Genomic DNA, 13,695 nt, shown 5'->3' on the forward strand with positions numbered 1-13,695 from the left:
TCGGCGCCGAAGGAGTGGCGTGGTCAGATAGCGTGTCATTGCCGGTCTACGGACCCGTAATCGCTGTCGATAGGCTGCGCTGGCCCTGGAGAACGCCCTGTGTACACCTGACACACTCACGGTGTTCTTGGGGGGCAGCGCAGCCTGCGGCAGCGGCTACAGGGGTTCAGTGGGACTGGCCGTGCCAGGGCACGAGTTTGCGTTGCAGGGCGCGCAGGCCCATTTCCATGCTGAAGGCGATCAGGGCGATGACCAGGATCCCCAGCACCACCACGTCGGTGACCAGGAACTGCGCTGCGGACTGCACCATGAATCCCAGGCCGCTGGTGGCGGCGATCAATTCGGCGGCGACCAGGGTCGACCAGCCCACACCCAGGCCAATCCGTACCCCGGTGAGGATCTCCGGCAGGGCGCTGGGCAAAATCACATGGCGAATCAGCTGTGCCCGGGTCGCACCCAGGGACTGCGCCGCGCGCAGTTTGGCCGGATCCACGGTGCGCACGCCGGTGGCGGTGGCGATGGCAATCGGGGCGAAGATCGCCAGATAGATCAGCAGCACCTTGGACAACTCGCCAATGCCGCACCAGATCACGATCAGCGGCAGGTAGGCCAGGGGTGGAATCGGCCGGTAGAACTCGATCAGCGGGTCGAGCACGCCACGGGCGATGCGGTTGGCGCCGATGGCGATGCCCACCGGAATCGCCGTCAGCACGGCAAAGCCCAGGGCCAGGCCGATGCGTTGCAGGCTTGCCGCCAGGTGCTGCCACAGGGTGGAATCCATATAGCCGCTGGTCGCCAGCAGCCAGCCTTTTTGCAGCACGGCAGCAGGCGGCGGCAGGAACAGGGGCTCGATCCAGCCGCTGGCGGTCACTGCCCACCACAGGGCGAGCAGGGTGACCAGGGTCAGCAGGCTGATCCAGCGCGTACTCAGGCTGCGGCGCACGGGGATTACCGCGGTGGGCTGGGCAGGGGCGGTCGCGGTGGCGGGAATCTGGTAGCTGCTCATGCGCGCTCCTGGCGCTCGGCGGCGCCGCGTTGGGAAAACACTCTGGACAGCACGTGTTCGCGGGTTTCGATAAAACGCGGATCAGACTTGATGGCCCGCGCCGATTCACCGGCCGCGTAGCGCTGGCCGAAGTCCAGGCTCAGGCGCTCGACGATCTGCCCCGGATTGGGCGCCAGCAGAATCAGATCGGTGGCGAGAAATACCGCCTCTTCGATGTCATGGGTAATCAGGAATGTGGGCTTGGCGGTGCGCTGCCAGACTTGCAGCAGCAGCTCCTGCATCTGTTCGCGGGTAAAGGCATCGAGGGCGCCGAAGGGTTCGTCCATCAGCAGTACCCGTGGGTCGGCCGCCAGGGCGCGGGCCAGGCCGACGCGTTGTTTCTGGCCGCCGGAAAGCTGCCAGATACGCCGCGTGTCAAACCCGGCCAGGTCCACCAGGGCAAGCATTTCCCGGGCGCGGGTTTCACGCTTGTCGCGGGCGATGCCGGCCAGCTCCAGGCCGAAGCCGACGTTGGCCTGCACGTCCTGCCAGGGCAGCAGCGCATCGTCCTGGAACACCACGCCGCGCTCGGCGCTCGGCCCCTTGATGGGCACGCCATCGAGGGTGATGCGCCCGGCACTGGGCTCGACGAACCCGGCAATCAGGTTCAGCAGCGAGGTCTTGCCGCTGCCCGAGGGGCCCAGGGCGACCAGCAGTTGCTGTGGCCCAAGGCTCAGGGAAATATCCGCCAGCACCGGCTCGGCCGCGCCGGGGTACTGTGCGCTGATGCGCTCCAGTTGTAGCAAGGCCATGACGGCTATCTCCTCTCCCGACGGGTTTCAGTTAGTGATGAACTTGGCGCTGACAAAGGGCGCGTAATCCGGCAGCACGGCTTCAACCTTGCCTTGCTCCTTGAGGAACACCGCGGTGTCGGTGATGGCCTTTGTGGTCGGTGCGCCCAGGCTGATGACCTGATCGGCGGCCAGTGGGTAGACGTTGCCTTGCAGCAGCAGCGGAATGTCGCTGGCCTTGGCGCCGGAGAGTTTCACCAGCTTGTCGACATTGCTCTGATTGGCCAGCCAGGCTTGTGGGTCTTTACGGTAATCGGCGTAGGCATCCAGGGTGACTTTGGCGAAAGCCGTGACGATTTCCGGGTGCTTCTCGGCAAAATCCTTACGCACGATCCAGGCATCGAAGGTCGGAGCGCCGAATTTGGCCAGTTCGCCAGAGGTGATCAGCACCTTGCCGTTTTCCTTGGCCACGCCCAGTGCCGGATCCCAGACATAAGTCGCGTCGATGTCGCCGCGTTTCCAGGCCGCGATGATCGCCGGGGGGGCCAGGTTGAGAATCTGTACTTTCGAAGGGTCGATGTTCCAGTGCTTGAGCGCTGCCAGCAGACTGTAGTGCCCGGTGGAGACGAAGGGCACGGCGATTTTCTTGCCGATCAGGTCCTGCGGGCCTTTGATCCCTGAACCTTCGCGAGCCACCAGGGCTTCGGCAGCGCCGATCTGGGTGGCGATCAGGAAGGTCTGTACCGGCACCTTGCGGGTGATTGCCGCGGTCAGGGGGCTGGAACCGAGGTAGCCGATCTGCACGTCGCCGGAGGCGATGGCGGCAATGATGTCGGCGCCGTTATCGAATTTGCGCCAGTCGATCTTGGCTTGGGTGGCTTTTTCATAAGCGCCGTCGGCCTGGGCGACTTTGGCCGGGTCGACGGTGGTCTGGTAGGCAACGGTAAAGTCGGCCGCCTGGGCGAACAGACTCGCAGCCGCCAGGGAAGCGGCCGCCAGGAGGCGAAGGGGGAAATGCAGTTTCATGGAGGTGCTCCTCATACGCGGCCGGTGATCGGCGTGGGAGGAGACTAAATGATCTAAGAATGCAGAAATAAATAACTTATTTGCATTAGCTTATGAGGGGAAGTACGCGGACCTGGCCCGGAGGCTGTTGTGGCGAGGGAGCAAGCTCCCTCGCCACGGTTTCAATTGCTGATGGCCAGGATGCTGGCCTGGTAGGAACCCACGAACACATCGAAATCACCGACTTCGTTCTGCTCCAGCTCAGCCTGTTGCGCCAGGGATTTGCGCGCCGCTTCTTCGAACGCGGCCTGTTCTTCCTTGCCCAGCCCTGGGCTGCGGAAGAACTCGGCGTGGGCCTGGCTCTGGCGCAGGGAGAACTGGGTAAAGCTCTCCTTGCGTTCCTGCATGGCCGCCAGCACTTGGGCCGATGGGGTCAGGGACGAATCCTTGACCTTGGCCAGTTGCGCATCCAGGGCCTTGCTATGGGCGTCGCCGCCATGGCTCTGGTCGAGCAGGGCGGCCAGTGGCGCGATCTGCTCCAGCAACTGGGCTGCCCATTCCTTCATGTCCACGGCCTGGCCCTTGCGCTGCAATTGCAGGCCCGGGCGCCGGCCTTCCTTGACCACGCTGAGGAAGTTCGAGGTGGCATTGCCGCATTCGTTGTTCTCGAACAGCGGGCTGTCGCTCAGGGCGCAGTACAGGAGGAAGGCGTCGAGGAAGCGGGCTTCCTGCAGGTCGATGCCCATGGGCAGGAACGGGTTGATATCCAGGCAGCGCACTTCAACGTACTGGATGCCACGGGCCATCAGCGCCTGGATCGGCCGCTCGCCGGTGTAGGTCACGCGCTTGGGGCGGATGTTGGAGTAGTACTCGTTTTCGATCTGCAGGATGTTGGTATTGAGCTGTACCCACTCGCCATCCTTGTGGGTGCCGACTGCCACATAGGGCGCGTAAGGCGTGGCCACGGCCTCGCGCAGGCTGTCGGTGTAGCTGGCCAGATCGTTGTAGCAGGGCGTCAGGCCGGCCTGGGCATTGCTCTGGTAACCCAGGTCGCTCATGCGCAGGCTGGTGGCGTAGGGCAGGTACAGGGTGTCCGGGTCCAGCTGTTCAAGCTGGTGCGAGCGCCCGCGCAGGAAGCCCGCGTCCAGCGCCGGCGAGGCGCCGAACAGGTACATCAGCAGCCAGCTGTAGCGGCGGAAGTTGCGGATCAGCGCGATATAGGCAGTGGACTGGTAATCGCGATCGGTGCCGACAAAACCTTCGGCTTCCTTGAGCAGCGGCCAGAGCTTTTCCGGCAGCGAGAAGTTGTAGTGGATCCCGGCAATGCATTGCATGGTCTTGCCGTAGCGCAGGGCCAGGCCCTTGCGATACACGTACTTGAGCTGGCCGATGTTGGAGGTGCCGTAGTAGGCGATCGGAATATCTTCCTCGGCCGGCAACGGGCACGGCATCGATGGACTCCACAGGTACTCGTTGCCGAGCTTGCTGTAGGCAAAGCGGTGAATCTTGTCGAGGCTGCTGAGGGTGTCTGCCGGATCAGGCAGCGCGGGAGTGATGAACTCCAGCAGCGACTCGGAATAGTCGGTGGTGATCTGTTCGTTGGTCAGCGCGGAACCCAGTTCCTCCGGGTGCGGAGTCTGTGCCAGGCGGCCTTCGCCGGTCACACGCAGGCATTCACGTTCGATGCCGTGCAGGCACTGCTCGAGCAGGGATAGGTTAGCGCGCTCGCCGAGCAGAGCCAGGCGGCGGTTGAGAAGTTCGCTCAAGTTGGATTCCTTCACGCGTCAGTCGCCCCAATATGGGGGTGGGCAGGACGGTCTACAAGGGTGAAGTTAAAACTGGCGTTTTCGCCTTGTTCGTAAGCCCATGGGCTCATCTGGAAACGCCAACACTCCATCCTTGAATCTGGCTCTGGCGCCGGCAAAAAATTCCGACGCCGCTTTCGCAGCGCCGAAATTAACCCAATTTGATGGCGGGCAGCTATAGGACCGCGAAGGTGCCTTGTGCTTTTGCGACCAGTTTGTCGCCTTGCACCACATCCGCCTCGACCACCAGGGTCCGGCGGCCGGGATGGATGACCCGGGCGCGGCACAGCACCTCGCCCTCGGCCACCGCACGGATGTAGTTGATCTTGCACTCGATGGTCGCGCTCTGCTGGTCGAAGCCGTGGGTGCTGGAGCAAGCCAGGCCCATGGCGATGTCCACCAGGCTGAAAATCGCCCCGCCGTGCAGTTTCTGCCCTCGATTGCGCAGTTCTGGCGTCAGCGCCAGGGCAACGTCGGCCTCTCCGACTTCCAGGCGCTGCAAGCGACAGCCCAGCAGTTGGAAGAAGGCGCTTTCGGTCAGGCCGGCGGGGATTTCCATCAGCGTTTCTTCAACTGTTTGGCATTGGCGAACAGAGACGCCATGGCGTTGTTGGCCGGGGCTGCCGTGGCGGTTTCCTTGCGCGGCGCGCTGTTTTGCGACTGGCGCGATGCCGAGCCCGGGCGTGAGCCACGGGCACCGTCGATTTTCTCGCCCGGGGTGTCGCTCATGCGCATCGACAGGCCCACGCGTTTGCGCGGGATGTCGACTTCCATGACCTTGACCTTGACCACATCGCCAGCCTTGACCGCTTCACGCGGGTCCTTGATGAACTTCTCGGACAGCGCGGAGATGTGCACCAGGCCGTCCTGGTGGACGCCGATGTCGACGAAGGCACCGAAATTGGTGACGTTGGTCACCACGCCTTCGAGGATCATCCCCAGTTGCAGGTCCTTGAGGTCTTCGACGCCTTCCTGGAACTCGGCGGTCTTGAACTCGGGGCGCGGGTCGCGGCCCGGCTTGTCCAGTTCCTGGAGGATGTCGGTGACGGTCGGCAAACCGAAGGTCTCGTCGGTGAATTTCTTCGGGTCCAGGCGCTTGAGGAAGCCGCTGTCGCCGATCAGCGAGCGAATATCGCGGTCGGTCTCGGCAGCGATCCGTTGCACCAGTGGATAGGCCTCAGGGTGCACCGCCGAGGCGTCCAGCGGGTTGTCGCCGTTCATCACGCGCAGGAAGCCAGCGGCCTGTTCGAAGGTTTTTTCGCCCAGGCGTGCGACTTTCTTCAGTGCGGCGCGGGTCTTGAATGCGCCATTCTCGTCGCGGTGGCTGACGATGTTCTGCGCCAGGGTCGCGTTGAGGCCGGAGATCCGCGCGAGCAGGGCCACGGACGCGGTGTTGACGTCGACGCCCACGGCGTTCACGCAGTCCTCGACCACGGCGTCCAGGCCGCGTGCCAGTTTCAGCTGCGACACATCGTGCTGGTACTGGCCGACACCGATGGATTTCGGATCGATCTTCACCAGTTCGGCCAGTGGATCCTGCAGGCGACGGGCAATCGACACCGCGCCACGGATGGTCACGTCCAGGTCCGGGAACTCGCGGGCGGCCAGTTCCGAGGCCGAGTACACCGAGGCGCCGGCTTCGGACACCATGACCTTGGTCATCTTCATGGCTGGGTATTTTTTGATCAGTTCGGCAGCCAGCTTGTCGGTTTCACGGCTGGCAGTGCCGTTGCCGATGGCGATCAGGTCCACCGAATGCTTGGCGCACAGGGCGGCCAGCACGGCGATGGTCTGGTCCCACTTGTTGTGCGGCACGTGCGGGTAGACCGTGGCGTGGTCCAGCAGCTTGCCGGTGGCGTCCACCACCGCCACCTTGCAGCCGGTACGCAGGCCCGGGTCCAGGCCCAGGGTGGCGCGGGGGCCGGCCGGGGCGGACAGCAGCAGGTCGTGCAGGTTGTGGGCGAACACGTTGATCGCCTCGGTTTCCGCGCCATCGCGCAGCTCGCCCAGGAGGTCGGTTTCGAGGTGGGTGTAGAGCTTGACCTTCCAGGTCCAGCGCACCACTTCGCCGAGCCATTTGTCGGCCGGGCGATTCTGGTTCTGGATGCCGAATTGCTGGCCGATCATGCCTTCGCACGGGTGCATGGTGCCCGGCAGTTCGTCGCCGACTTTCAGCGCGGAACTGAGGATGCCTTCGTTGCGGCCACGGAAAATCGCCAGGGCGCGGTGCGACGGCATGCTTTTCAGGGGTTCGTCGTGTTCGAAGTAGTCGCGGAACTTGGCGCCTTCCTCTTCCTTGCCGGCGATCACGCGGGCGCTGAGGGTGGCTTCCTGCTTGAGGTAGTTGCGCAGTTTGTCCAACAGGCCCGCGTCTTCGGCGAAGCGTTCCATGAGGATGTATTTGGCGCCTTCGAGGGCGGCCTTGACGTCAGCCACGCCTTTTTCGGCGTCGACAAAGCGTGCGGCTTCGGTTTCCGGGGCCAGGCTCGGATCGTTGAACAGACCGTCCGCCAGCTCGCCGAGGCCGGCTTCCAGGGCGATCTGGCCCTTGGTGCGGCGCTTCTGCTTATACGGCAGGTAAAGGTCTTCGAGGCGGGTCTTGGTGTCGGCGAGCTTGATGTCGCGAGCAAGTTCCGGGGTCAGTTTGCCTTGCTCTTCGATGCTGGCCAGGATGCTGATCCGCCGTTCGTCGAGTTCTCGCAGGTAGCGCAGGCGCTCTTCCAGATGACGCAGCTGGGTGTCATCGAGGCTGCCGGTGATTTCTTTCCGGTAGCGGGAGATGAAGGGCACGGTGGAGCCTTCATCCAATAGAGCGACGGCCGCTTCGACCTGTTGTGGGCGTACGCCGAGTTCCTCGGCGATGCGGCTGTTGATGCTGTCCATAAAACCACCTGACAAATTGTGAAAGCAGGCTCGCAGGCGCGGATTGATGGGCCCGGCGAGCCTGGTTGAGCGGCCTGACCAGCGCCGCCACCTGGGTCAACAGGCAGCCTGTTGACCCGCGAAATCGAAAAATTACTGCCGGCCATGAAAAATAAAAAAGCGGCCATTGGCATAACGATCAGATAATGCCCGACACAAAAGGCGGCGCATTATAACCAGCGTTCTGCTGTTCCGGGGTATTGCGCGGCGCCGGCCGACGGCGGGTTTGCTGGCGACCGAGGAAAAATCTGCTAACAATGCACACGGTGCGTATAACGGCAGCTACGCCATAATGCGCACCGAGATTAGAGGAGCATCCAATGAGCAGCACTGCACAAACTGCTGAAGGCGAAAAAATTCTTATTGTTGACGACGACCCCGGGCTGAGCAGCCTGCTGGAGCGTTTCTTCGTCAGCAAGGGCTATCGTGCCCGCGCAGTACCGAACACCGAACAAATGGACCGCCTGCTGGGCCGCGAGGTCTTCAACCTGGTGGTCCTTGACCTGATGCTGCCTGGCGAAGACGGCCTGACCGCTTGCCGCCGCCTGCGCAACGCCAACAACCAGATCCCGATCATCATGCTCACCGCCAAGGGCGACGAGCTGAGCCGCATCAAGGGCCTGGAACTGGGTGCCGACGATTACCTGGCCAAGCCCTTCAACCCGGACGAGCTGATGGCGCGGGTCAAGGCCGTGCTGCGTCGCCAATCGGCGCCGGTGCCAGGGGCTCCGGGCAGCGAAGACGAAAGCGTGACCTTCGGTGACTACGAACTGTCCCTGGCGACCCGCGAACTCAAGCGCGGCGATGAAGTACACATGCTCACCACCGGTGAGTTCGCGGTACTCAAGGCGCTGGTGATGAACGCCCGCCAACCGCTGACCCGCGACAAGCTGATGAACCTGGCCCGTGGCCGTGAATGGGACGCCCTGGAGCGCTCCATCGACGTGCAGATCTCCCGCCTGCGCCGGATGATCGAGCCTGATCCTTCCAAGCCGCGTTATATCCAGACCGTCTGGGGCGTGGGTTATGTGTTCGTGCCGGATGGCACCGCGACCAAGTGATCGGTGATTTGTAGGAGCGAACGCCCGGGCCATCAACGCCCGGGCGTTCGCATTCCGCAACGCTGCGAGTGCGACTCGCTCCTGCAAAGTGTGTATGGGCTGTTATGAAAACCCCGCTGTGGTTCCCGCAAAGTTTCTTCTCCCGCACCCTGTGGCTGGTGCTGATCGTGGTGCTGTTCTCCAAGGCCCTGACCCTGGTTTATCTGCTGATGAACGAGGACGTGCTGGTGGACCGCCAGTACAGCCACGGCGTGGCCCTGACCCTGCGTGCCTACTGGGCCGCCGATGAGTCAAACCGCGACCAGATCGCCGAAGCCGCCGGGTTGATCAAGGTGGTCGGCAGTGGCGTGCCGGCCGGCGAACAGCACTGGCCCTACAGCGAGATCTACCAGCGGCAGATGCAGGCCGAGCTGGGCGCCGACACCGAAGTGCGGTTGCGCATGCATGCACCCCCCGCCCTCTGGGTCCGGGCACCGAGTCTGGGAGATGGCTGGCTGAAAGTACCGCTGTACCCGCACCCGTTGCGCGGGCAGAAGATCTGGAGCGTGCTGGGCTGGTTCCTTGCCATCGGCCTGTTATCCACTGCGTCGGCCTGGATTTTCGTCAGCCAGCTCAACCAGCCGCTCAAGCGCCTGGTGTATGCCGCCCGACAACTGGGGCAGGGGCGCAGCGTGCGCCTGCCGATCAGCGATACCCCGAGCGAGATGACCGAGGTCTACCGTGCCTTCAATCAGATGGCCGAGGATGTGGAGCAGGCCGGGCGCGAGCGCGAGCTGATGCTGGCCGGGGTCTCCCATGACCTGCGCACACCGCTGACGCGCTTGCGCCTGTCGCTGGAGCTGATGGGCAACCACAGCGACCTGAGCGACGACATGGTGCGCGACATCGAGGACATGGACGCGATTCTCGATCAGTTCCTGGCGTTTATCCGCGACGGGCGTGACGAGTCGGTGGAAGAGGTCGACCTGAGCGACCTGGTGCGTGAAGTGGCAGCGCCCTACAACCAGAACGAAGAGCGGGTGCATCTGCGCCTGGAGCCGATCCAGCCGTTCCCGCTGCGTCGGGTGTCGATGAAGCGCCTGCTCAATAACCTGATTGGTAACGCGCTGAATCACGCGGGCACCGAAGTGGAAGTGGCGGCCTATGTGTCCGGCGACACCAACGCGCCGTACGTGGTGCTGAGCGTGATGGACCGTGGGGCCGGGATCGACCCTTCGGAGCTGGAGGCGATCTTCAACCCGTTCACCCGCGGCGACCGCGCCCGTGGCGGCAAGGGCACCGGCCTCGGGCTGGCGATCGTCAAGCGCATCGCCTCGATGCACGGCGGCAATGTCGAGCTGCGCAATCGCGCCGGTGGCGGCCTGGAAGCACGAGTACGCCTTCCACTAGGCCTGCTGCTCCCCCGCGACGCCGATTGAATCCGCTGTAAGCGGCAAGCCGTTCTTCCCTTGCCGCTTACAGCTTGAAGCGTGTAGTTGCTCCTATCCCTTGCCTTTGGTACGGGTCATGTTCGGCCCGCCGTTCTTTTCCAGGTGCTCGATGATGATCCCCGCCACGTTCTTGCCGGTGGTGGTCTCGATGCCTTCCAGGCCTGGCGAGGAATTGACTTCCATCACCAGCGGCCCGTGGTTCGAGCGCAGGATGTCCACACCGGCCACCGCCAGCCCCATGACCTTGGCTGCGCGCAGGGCGGTCATGCGTTCCTCGGGGGTGATCTTGATCAGGCTGGCGCTGCCGCCACGGTGCAGGTTGGAGCGGAATTCGCCGGGCTTGGCCTGGCGCTTCATGGCGGCAATCACCTTGTCGCCGACCACGAAGCAGCGAATATCGGCACCGCCGGCTTCCTTGATGTACTCCTGGACCATGATGTTCTGCTTCAGACCCATAAAGGCCTCGATCACCGATTCTGCCGCAGTGGCGGTTTCGCACAGGACCACGCCGATGCCCTGGGTGCCTTCCAGCACCTTGATCACCAGTGGCGCGCCGTTGACCATTTCGATCAGGTCGGGGATGTCGTCCGGTGAGTGAGCAAAGCCGGTCACCGGCAAGCCGATACCCCGGCGCGACAGCAATTGCAGCGAGCGCAGTTTGTCCCGCGAGCGGGCGATCGCCACTGACTCGTTGAGGGGAAACACCCCCATCATTTCGAACTGGCGCAGCACCGCGCAGCCATAGAACGTCACCGAGGCGCCAATCCGCGGGATCACCGCATCGAAGCCTTCCAGCGGCTTGCCGCGGTAGTGGATCTGCGGCTTATGGCTGGCGATATTCATGTAGGCGCGCAGGGTATCGACCACCACCATTTCATGGCCACGCTCGGTGCCGGCTTCGACCAGACGACGAGTGGAATACAGACGCGGGTTACGCGACAGCACAGCGATCTTCATGCAACACCTGTGGCAGAGGTAGTGGACACCGGGAACACCGGCTTGTCTTGAACGTATTTGATCCCTGGATTGACCACCAACTGGCCGTCGATCAGGGCTTTGGATCCCAGCAACAAGCGGTAACGCATGGACTTGCGGCAGGCGAGGGTGAACTCGACCCGCCAGACCCGATCGCCCAGGGCCAGGGTGGTGCTGATCACATAACGCACCTGGGCCTGGCCGTTGGAACTCTTGATGGTCTTCATCGCCACCAGCGGCGCTTCACAGCGTCGATGTCGCAGCTGCACCACGCTGCCCAGGTGCGCGGTGAAGCGTACCCAGCGCTCACCGTCGCGCTCGAATGGCTCGATCTCGGTGGCATGCAGGCTGGAGGTGCTGGCGCCGGTGTCGATCTTGGCGCGCAGGCCGGCCACTCCCAAATCGGGAAGCGCCACCCACTCGCGCAAACCCACGACGGTCAAATGGTCAAATGTCTTCAAAATGGTAACCAGCGATTACGCTTTCCAGGCCTCGGGAGGAACCTCGGCCAATGCTTTGAATGCAGGCTTGGCGAACCAGTAGCCCTGCATCAGAAAAATTCCGCAGTCGGCGAGAAAGTCCCGTTCACCGGCACTTTCAATGCCTTCGGCGATGACTGTAATGCTCAATTCCGCACAGATTGTGACAATCCCTCGAACGATGGCCTGCCGGACGCGATCACGGTCGACATCGCGAATCAACGCCATGTCGAGTTTGATCAGGTCAGGTTGGAAATCGGCCAGCAGGTTCAGCCCCGAATAGCCGGAGCCGAAGTCGTCGATGGCGGTCTTGAAGCCGAATTCGCGGTATTCACGCAGAATATTGGTCAAATGGCGATAGTTATCTACGTGCTCACTTTCCAGGGCCTCGAAAATCAGCCGATCCAGCGGGAAGTTATGCTGGCGGGCAGCCTCCAGGGTGCTGCGAATACACAACTCGGGACGGTACACCGCGTTGGGCATGAAGTTGATCGACAGGTGACTCTGCATCCCCAGTTGTGCCGCGCCGGCAATTGCCTGGGTGCGGCAGCGCTGGTCGAATCGATAGCGATTGCTGTCGTTGACCTGGTTCAGCACCGTCAGCGCGCCTTCGCCATGGACCCCGCGTACCAGGGCTTCGTGGGCGAAAATCGAGCGGTCGCGCAGATCGACGATGGGTTGATAGGCGAAGGCAAAGTCAAAGTCCAGCGGCTGGCTTTGTTGGCAACCTTCGCAGCGGGTCTTGGGCGAGGTCAATGATGTGGGGAAATCAGTCACAAGGACTCCTCGCTGTTCAGGTGCAAACCTGGGGTATTTTAGGTGAGGCACGGGGTTTATGCGCCCCTGCGATCAAGTAGTACAGTTGCGACATCTTTCAGAGAGGGGAATTCCAGTGGCTCAAAAGCAGGAAGAGGACGACAAGGTCCGTCTCGATAAATGGCTGTGGGCGGCGCGGTTCTTCAAGACTCGCGCTCTGGCCAAGGCGGCGATCGAGAGCGGCAAGGTGCATCACCGGGGGGAGCGTTGCAAGCCCGGTAAGGAGCCGCGAATCGGCGATGAATTTCAGATCCGCGCCGGTTTCGACGAACGCACCGTGGTGGTTCTGGCGTTATCCATCGTGCGCCGTGGCGCGCCCGAGGCGCAGGCCCTGTACGCGGAAACCGAAGCCAGCATCGCCAAGCGCGAAGGCGCGGCCGCCCTGCGCAAGGCTGGCGCCCTGGGCGTCAGCACCGACGGCAAGCCGAGCAAAAAGCAGCGCCGCGACCTGTTCAAGTTTCACGGCAGCAGCCACGAATGATTGTCCAGCGATCGCAGCAGGGCGAGGGAGCTTGCTCCCTCGCCACTCCACCCGCGTGACGCTGTTACAGCCTCAGCGCAGCCGTACCACGCTCAGCCGCGACAGAAGCGGCATCCGCTCCACCAGGTTGAACAGCGGCGCGGTCAGGCGCAGCAGCAGGTCCGAGGCCTTGGCCGCATATGGCGTGTAGTAACCCCAGCCCAGGGCCCAGATCGCCAGCAGCACGCCGCCGATGTAATCGTCCTGCCCCCAATGGGCGCCCGCCACCAGACGCGGCATCATGAACAGCAGGGCCAGGCCCCAGACCACCACGAACTGCCCCAGGCTGCGGCTGAACAACCCCATGAACATCGCCCAGATCAGCAGCACCGACGCATGATCGCCCGGGAAGCTCTGGCTGGAACGGTCCTTGAGTTCCCAGGTTCTTTCCAGCCCGGGGAAGTACTCGCTCATATGCACCGCGCCGTCGATCACCATCGACGGGCTTTGATGTTGCCAGCCCATGAAGGCGGCGAACTTTGAAAACAGCACGCGAATCACCAGCATCAGCACCAGGATCGAGACAAACCCGAAGAACGCCCGGCGCACGTCGCTGGCCTTGAACACCCAGTCACCGCGAATCAACAGGCTCAGCAGAATCACCCCGACCACCGCATCGAACGGACGCAGGCTGGCCACGGCCCAGATATGCAGCCAGGTCGAGTGCGTCGCCAAGGGGGAATTGAGCAGATGAAACAGCCATTCGTCGAACATCACACAGAGCATTTGCCCGGTCGGCCACAACCAGAAACCCAGCAGGGCCAAAGGGAGTAAATTACACACAGCCAATCTGCCGAGGTTCCACCTTGCTTGGAACAGACCCGGATTGTTCATAAAATGCCTCCAGCAAGCGAAAATACGCGCACCATAAAGGTGCGAAAAAACTGATTTTCGATGCTTGTACAC

At 62.9% G+C, this 13,695-nt stretch carries 13 protein-coding genes; 3 read left to right on the forward strand and 10 right to left on the reverse strand.

The annotated features are described in order from the left end of the window. Nucleotides 1-166: 166 nt before the first annotated feature. The 6 genes from tauC to JFU57_RS08900 all read right to left on the reverse strand — a co-directional run bounded on the left by tauC (nt 167) and on the right by JFU57_RS08900 (nt 7,469). The gene (gene tauC / locus JFU57_RS08875) at nt 167-1,006 is read right to left on the reverse strand and encodes a taurine ABC transporter permease TauC (protein ID WP_201128943.1); all 840 of its coding nucleotides are present in this window, start codon (nt 1,004-1,006) and stop codon (nt 167-169) included. Beyond that, the gene (gene tauB, locus JFU57_RS08880; protein WP_201128944.1) at nt 1,003-1,797 is read right to left on the reverse strand and encodes a taurine ABC transporter ATP-binding subunit; all 795 of its coding nucleotides are present in this window, start codon (nt 1,795-1,797) and stop codon (nt 1,003-1,005) included. The genes tauC and tauB overlap by 4 nt, the downstream gene beginning before the upstream one ends. A 27-nt stretch (nt 1,798-1,824) precedes the next feature. Beyond that, nucleotides 1,825-2,802 (reverse strand): taurine ABC transporter substrate-binding protein, encoded by a 978-nt coding sequence (gene tauA, locus JFU57_RS08885; RefSeq protein ID WP_020299806.1) that lies wholly within the window; start codon nt 2,800-2,802, stop codon nt 1,825-1,827. Nucleotides 2,803-2,963: 161 nt separating this feature from the next. Then, complete coding sequence (gshA, locus tag JFU57_RS08890) at nt 2,964-4,547, reverse strand: glutamate--cysteine ligase (protein ID WP_078469279.1); 1,584 nt, start codon at nt 4,545-4,547, stop codon at nt 2,964-2,966. 214 nt (nt 4,548-4,761) lie between these two features. Beyond that, nucleotides 4,762-5,145, reverse strand: a complete 384-nt coding sequence (locus JFU57_RS08895; protein ID WP_020299808.1) for a PaaI family thioesterase — start codon at nt 5,143-5,145, stop codon at nt 4,762-4,764. Continuing rightward, nucleotides 5,145-7,469 (reverse strand): Tex family protein, encoded by a 2,325-nt coding sequence (locus tag JFU57_RS08900; RefSeq protein WP_201128945.1) that lies wholly within the window; start codon nt 7,467-7,469, stop codon nt 5,145-5,147. The genes JFU57_RS08895 and JFU57_RS08900 overlap by 1 nt, the downstream gene beginning before the upstream one ends. A 359-nt stretch (nt 7,470-7,828) precedes the next feature. Between JFU57_RS08900 and ompR the strand changes: the two genes are divergently transcribed. Then, on the forward strand, nt 7,829-8,569 hold the full coding sequence (gene ompR, locus JFU57_RS08905; RefSeq protein ID WP_078469282.1) for an osmolarity response regulator transcription factor OmpR: 741 nt from the start codon (nt 7,829-7,831) through the stop codon (nt 8,567-8,569). A 104-nt stretch (nt 8,570-8,673) separates the two neighbouring features. Beyond that, entirely contained in the window at nt 8,674-9,987 is a 1,314-nt protein-coding gene (locus tag JFU57_RS08910; protein WP_201128946.1) for an ATP-binding protein, read from the forward strand. A 63-nt stretch (nt 9,988-10,050) separates the two neighbouring features. On the opposite strand, the gene rimK is transcribed toward JFU57_RS08910, so the two are convergent. From rimK to rimA, 3 genes are read right to left on the reverse strand one after another with little or no spacing between them, the layout of a single operon-like run. Continuing rightward, the gene (rimK, locus tag JFU57_RS08915) at nt 10,051-10,956 is read right to left on the reverse strand and encodes a 30S ribosomal protein S6--L-glutamate ligase (protein ID WP_007972871.1); all 906 of its coding nucleotides are present in this window, start codon (nt 10,954-10,956) and stop codon (nt 10,051-10,053) included. Continuing rightward, a complete protein-coding gene (rimB, locus tag JFU57_RS08920; protein WP_446739659.1) occupies nt 10,953-11,435 on the reverse strand; it encodes a retropepsin-like aspartic endopeptidase RimB in 483 nt (160 codons plus the stop codon). Before rimB ends, rimK begins: the two co-directional genes overlap by 4 nt. Nucleotides 11,436-11,450: 15 nt before the next feature. After that, nucleotides 11,451-12,230, reverse strand: coding sequence for a S6 modification regulatory phosphodiesterase RimA (gene rimA, locus JFU57_RS08925; RefSeq protein ID WP_201128947.1), 780 nt, complete (start codon nt 12,228-12,230; stop codon nt 11,451-11,453). A 115-nt stretch (nt 12,231-12,345) separates the two neighbouring features. Here rimA and JFU57_RS08930 point away from each other — a divergent pair, with 115 nt between their 5' ends. Beyond that, complete coding sequence (locus tag JFU57_RS08930) at nt 12,346-12,750, forward strand: RNA-binding S4 domain-containing protein (RefSeq protein ID WP_020299814.1); 405 nt, start codon at nt 12,346-12,348, stop codon at nt 12,748-12,750. 72 nt (nt 12,751-12,822) lie between these two features. Here the strand turns inward: JFU57_RS08930 and JFU57_RS08935 are convergent, their stop codons facing one another. Then, entirely contained in the window at nt 12,823-13,623 is an 801-nt protein-coding gene (locus JFU57_RS08935; RefSeq protein WP_201128949.1) for a phosphatase PAP2 family protein, read from the reverse strand. Nucleotides 13,624-13,695 lie beyond the last annotated feature (72 nt).

This window comes from Pseudomonas sp. TH07 (genome assembly GCF_016651285.1).
Lineage (GTDB): Bacteria > Pseudomonadota > Gammaproteobacteria > Pseudomonadales > Pseudomonadaceae > Aquipseudomonas.

Excerpts from the sequence above, each read along its gene's own strand:
- tauC (WP_201128943.1), bottom strand. The coding sequence starts at position 1,006 with ATGAGCAGCTACCAGATTCCCGCCACCGCGACCGCCCCTGCCCAGCCC.
- tauB (WP_201128944.1), bottom strand. The coding sequence starts at position 1,797 with ATGGCCTTGCTACAACTGGAGCGCATCAGCGCACAGTACCCCGGCGCG.
- tauA (WP_020299806.1), bottom strand. The coding sequence starts at position 2,802 with ATGAAACTGCATTTCCCCCTTCGCCTCCTGGCGGCCGCTTCCCTGGCG.
- JFU57_RS08895 (WP_020299808.1), bottom strand. The coding sequence starts at position 5,145 with ATGGAAATCCCCGCCGGCCTGACCGAAAGCGCCTTCTTCCAACTGCTG.
- JFU57_RS08900 (WP_201128945.1), bottom strand. The coding sequence starts at position 7,469 with ATGGACAGCATCAACAGCCGCATCGCCGAGGAACTCGGCGTACGCCCA.
- ompR (WP_078469282.1), top strand. The coding sequence starts at position 7,829 with ATGAGCAGCACTGCACAAACTGCTGAAGGCGAAAAAATTCTTATTGTT.
- JFU57_RS08910 (WP_201128946.1), top strand. The coding sequence starts at position 8,674 with ATGAAAACCCCGCTGTGGTTCCCGCAAAGTTTCTTCTCCCGCACCCTG.
- rimK (WP_007972871.1), bottom strand. The coding sequence starts at position 10,956 with ATGAAGATCGCTGTGCTGTCGCGTAACCCGCGTCTGTATTCCACTCGT.
- JFU57_RS08935 (WP_201128949.1), bottom strand. The coding sequence starts at position 13,623 with ATGAACAATCCGGGTCTGTTCCAAGCAAGGTGGAACCTCGGCAGATTG.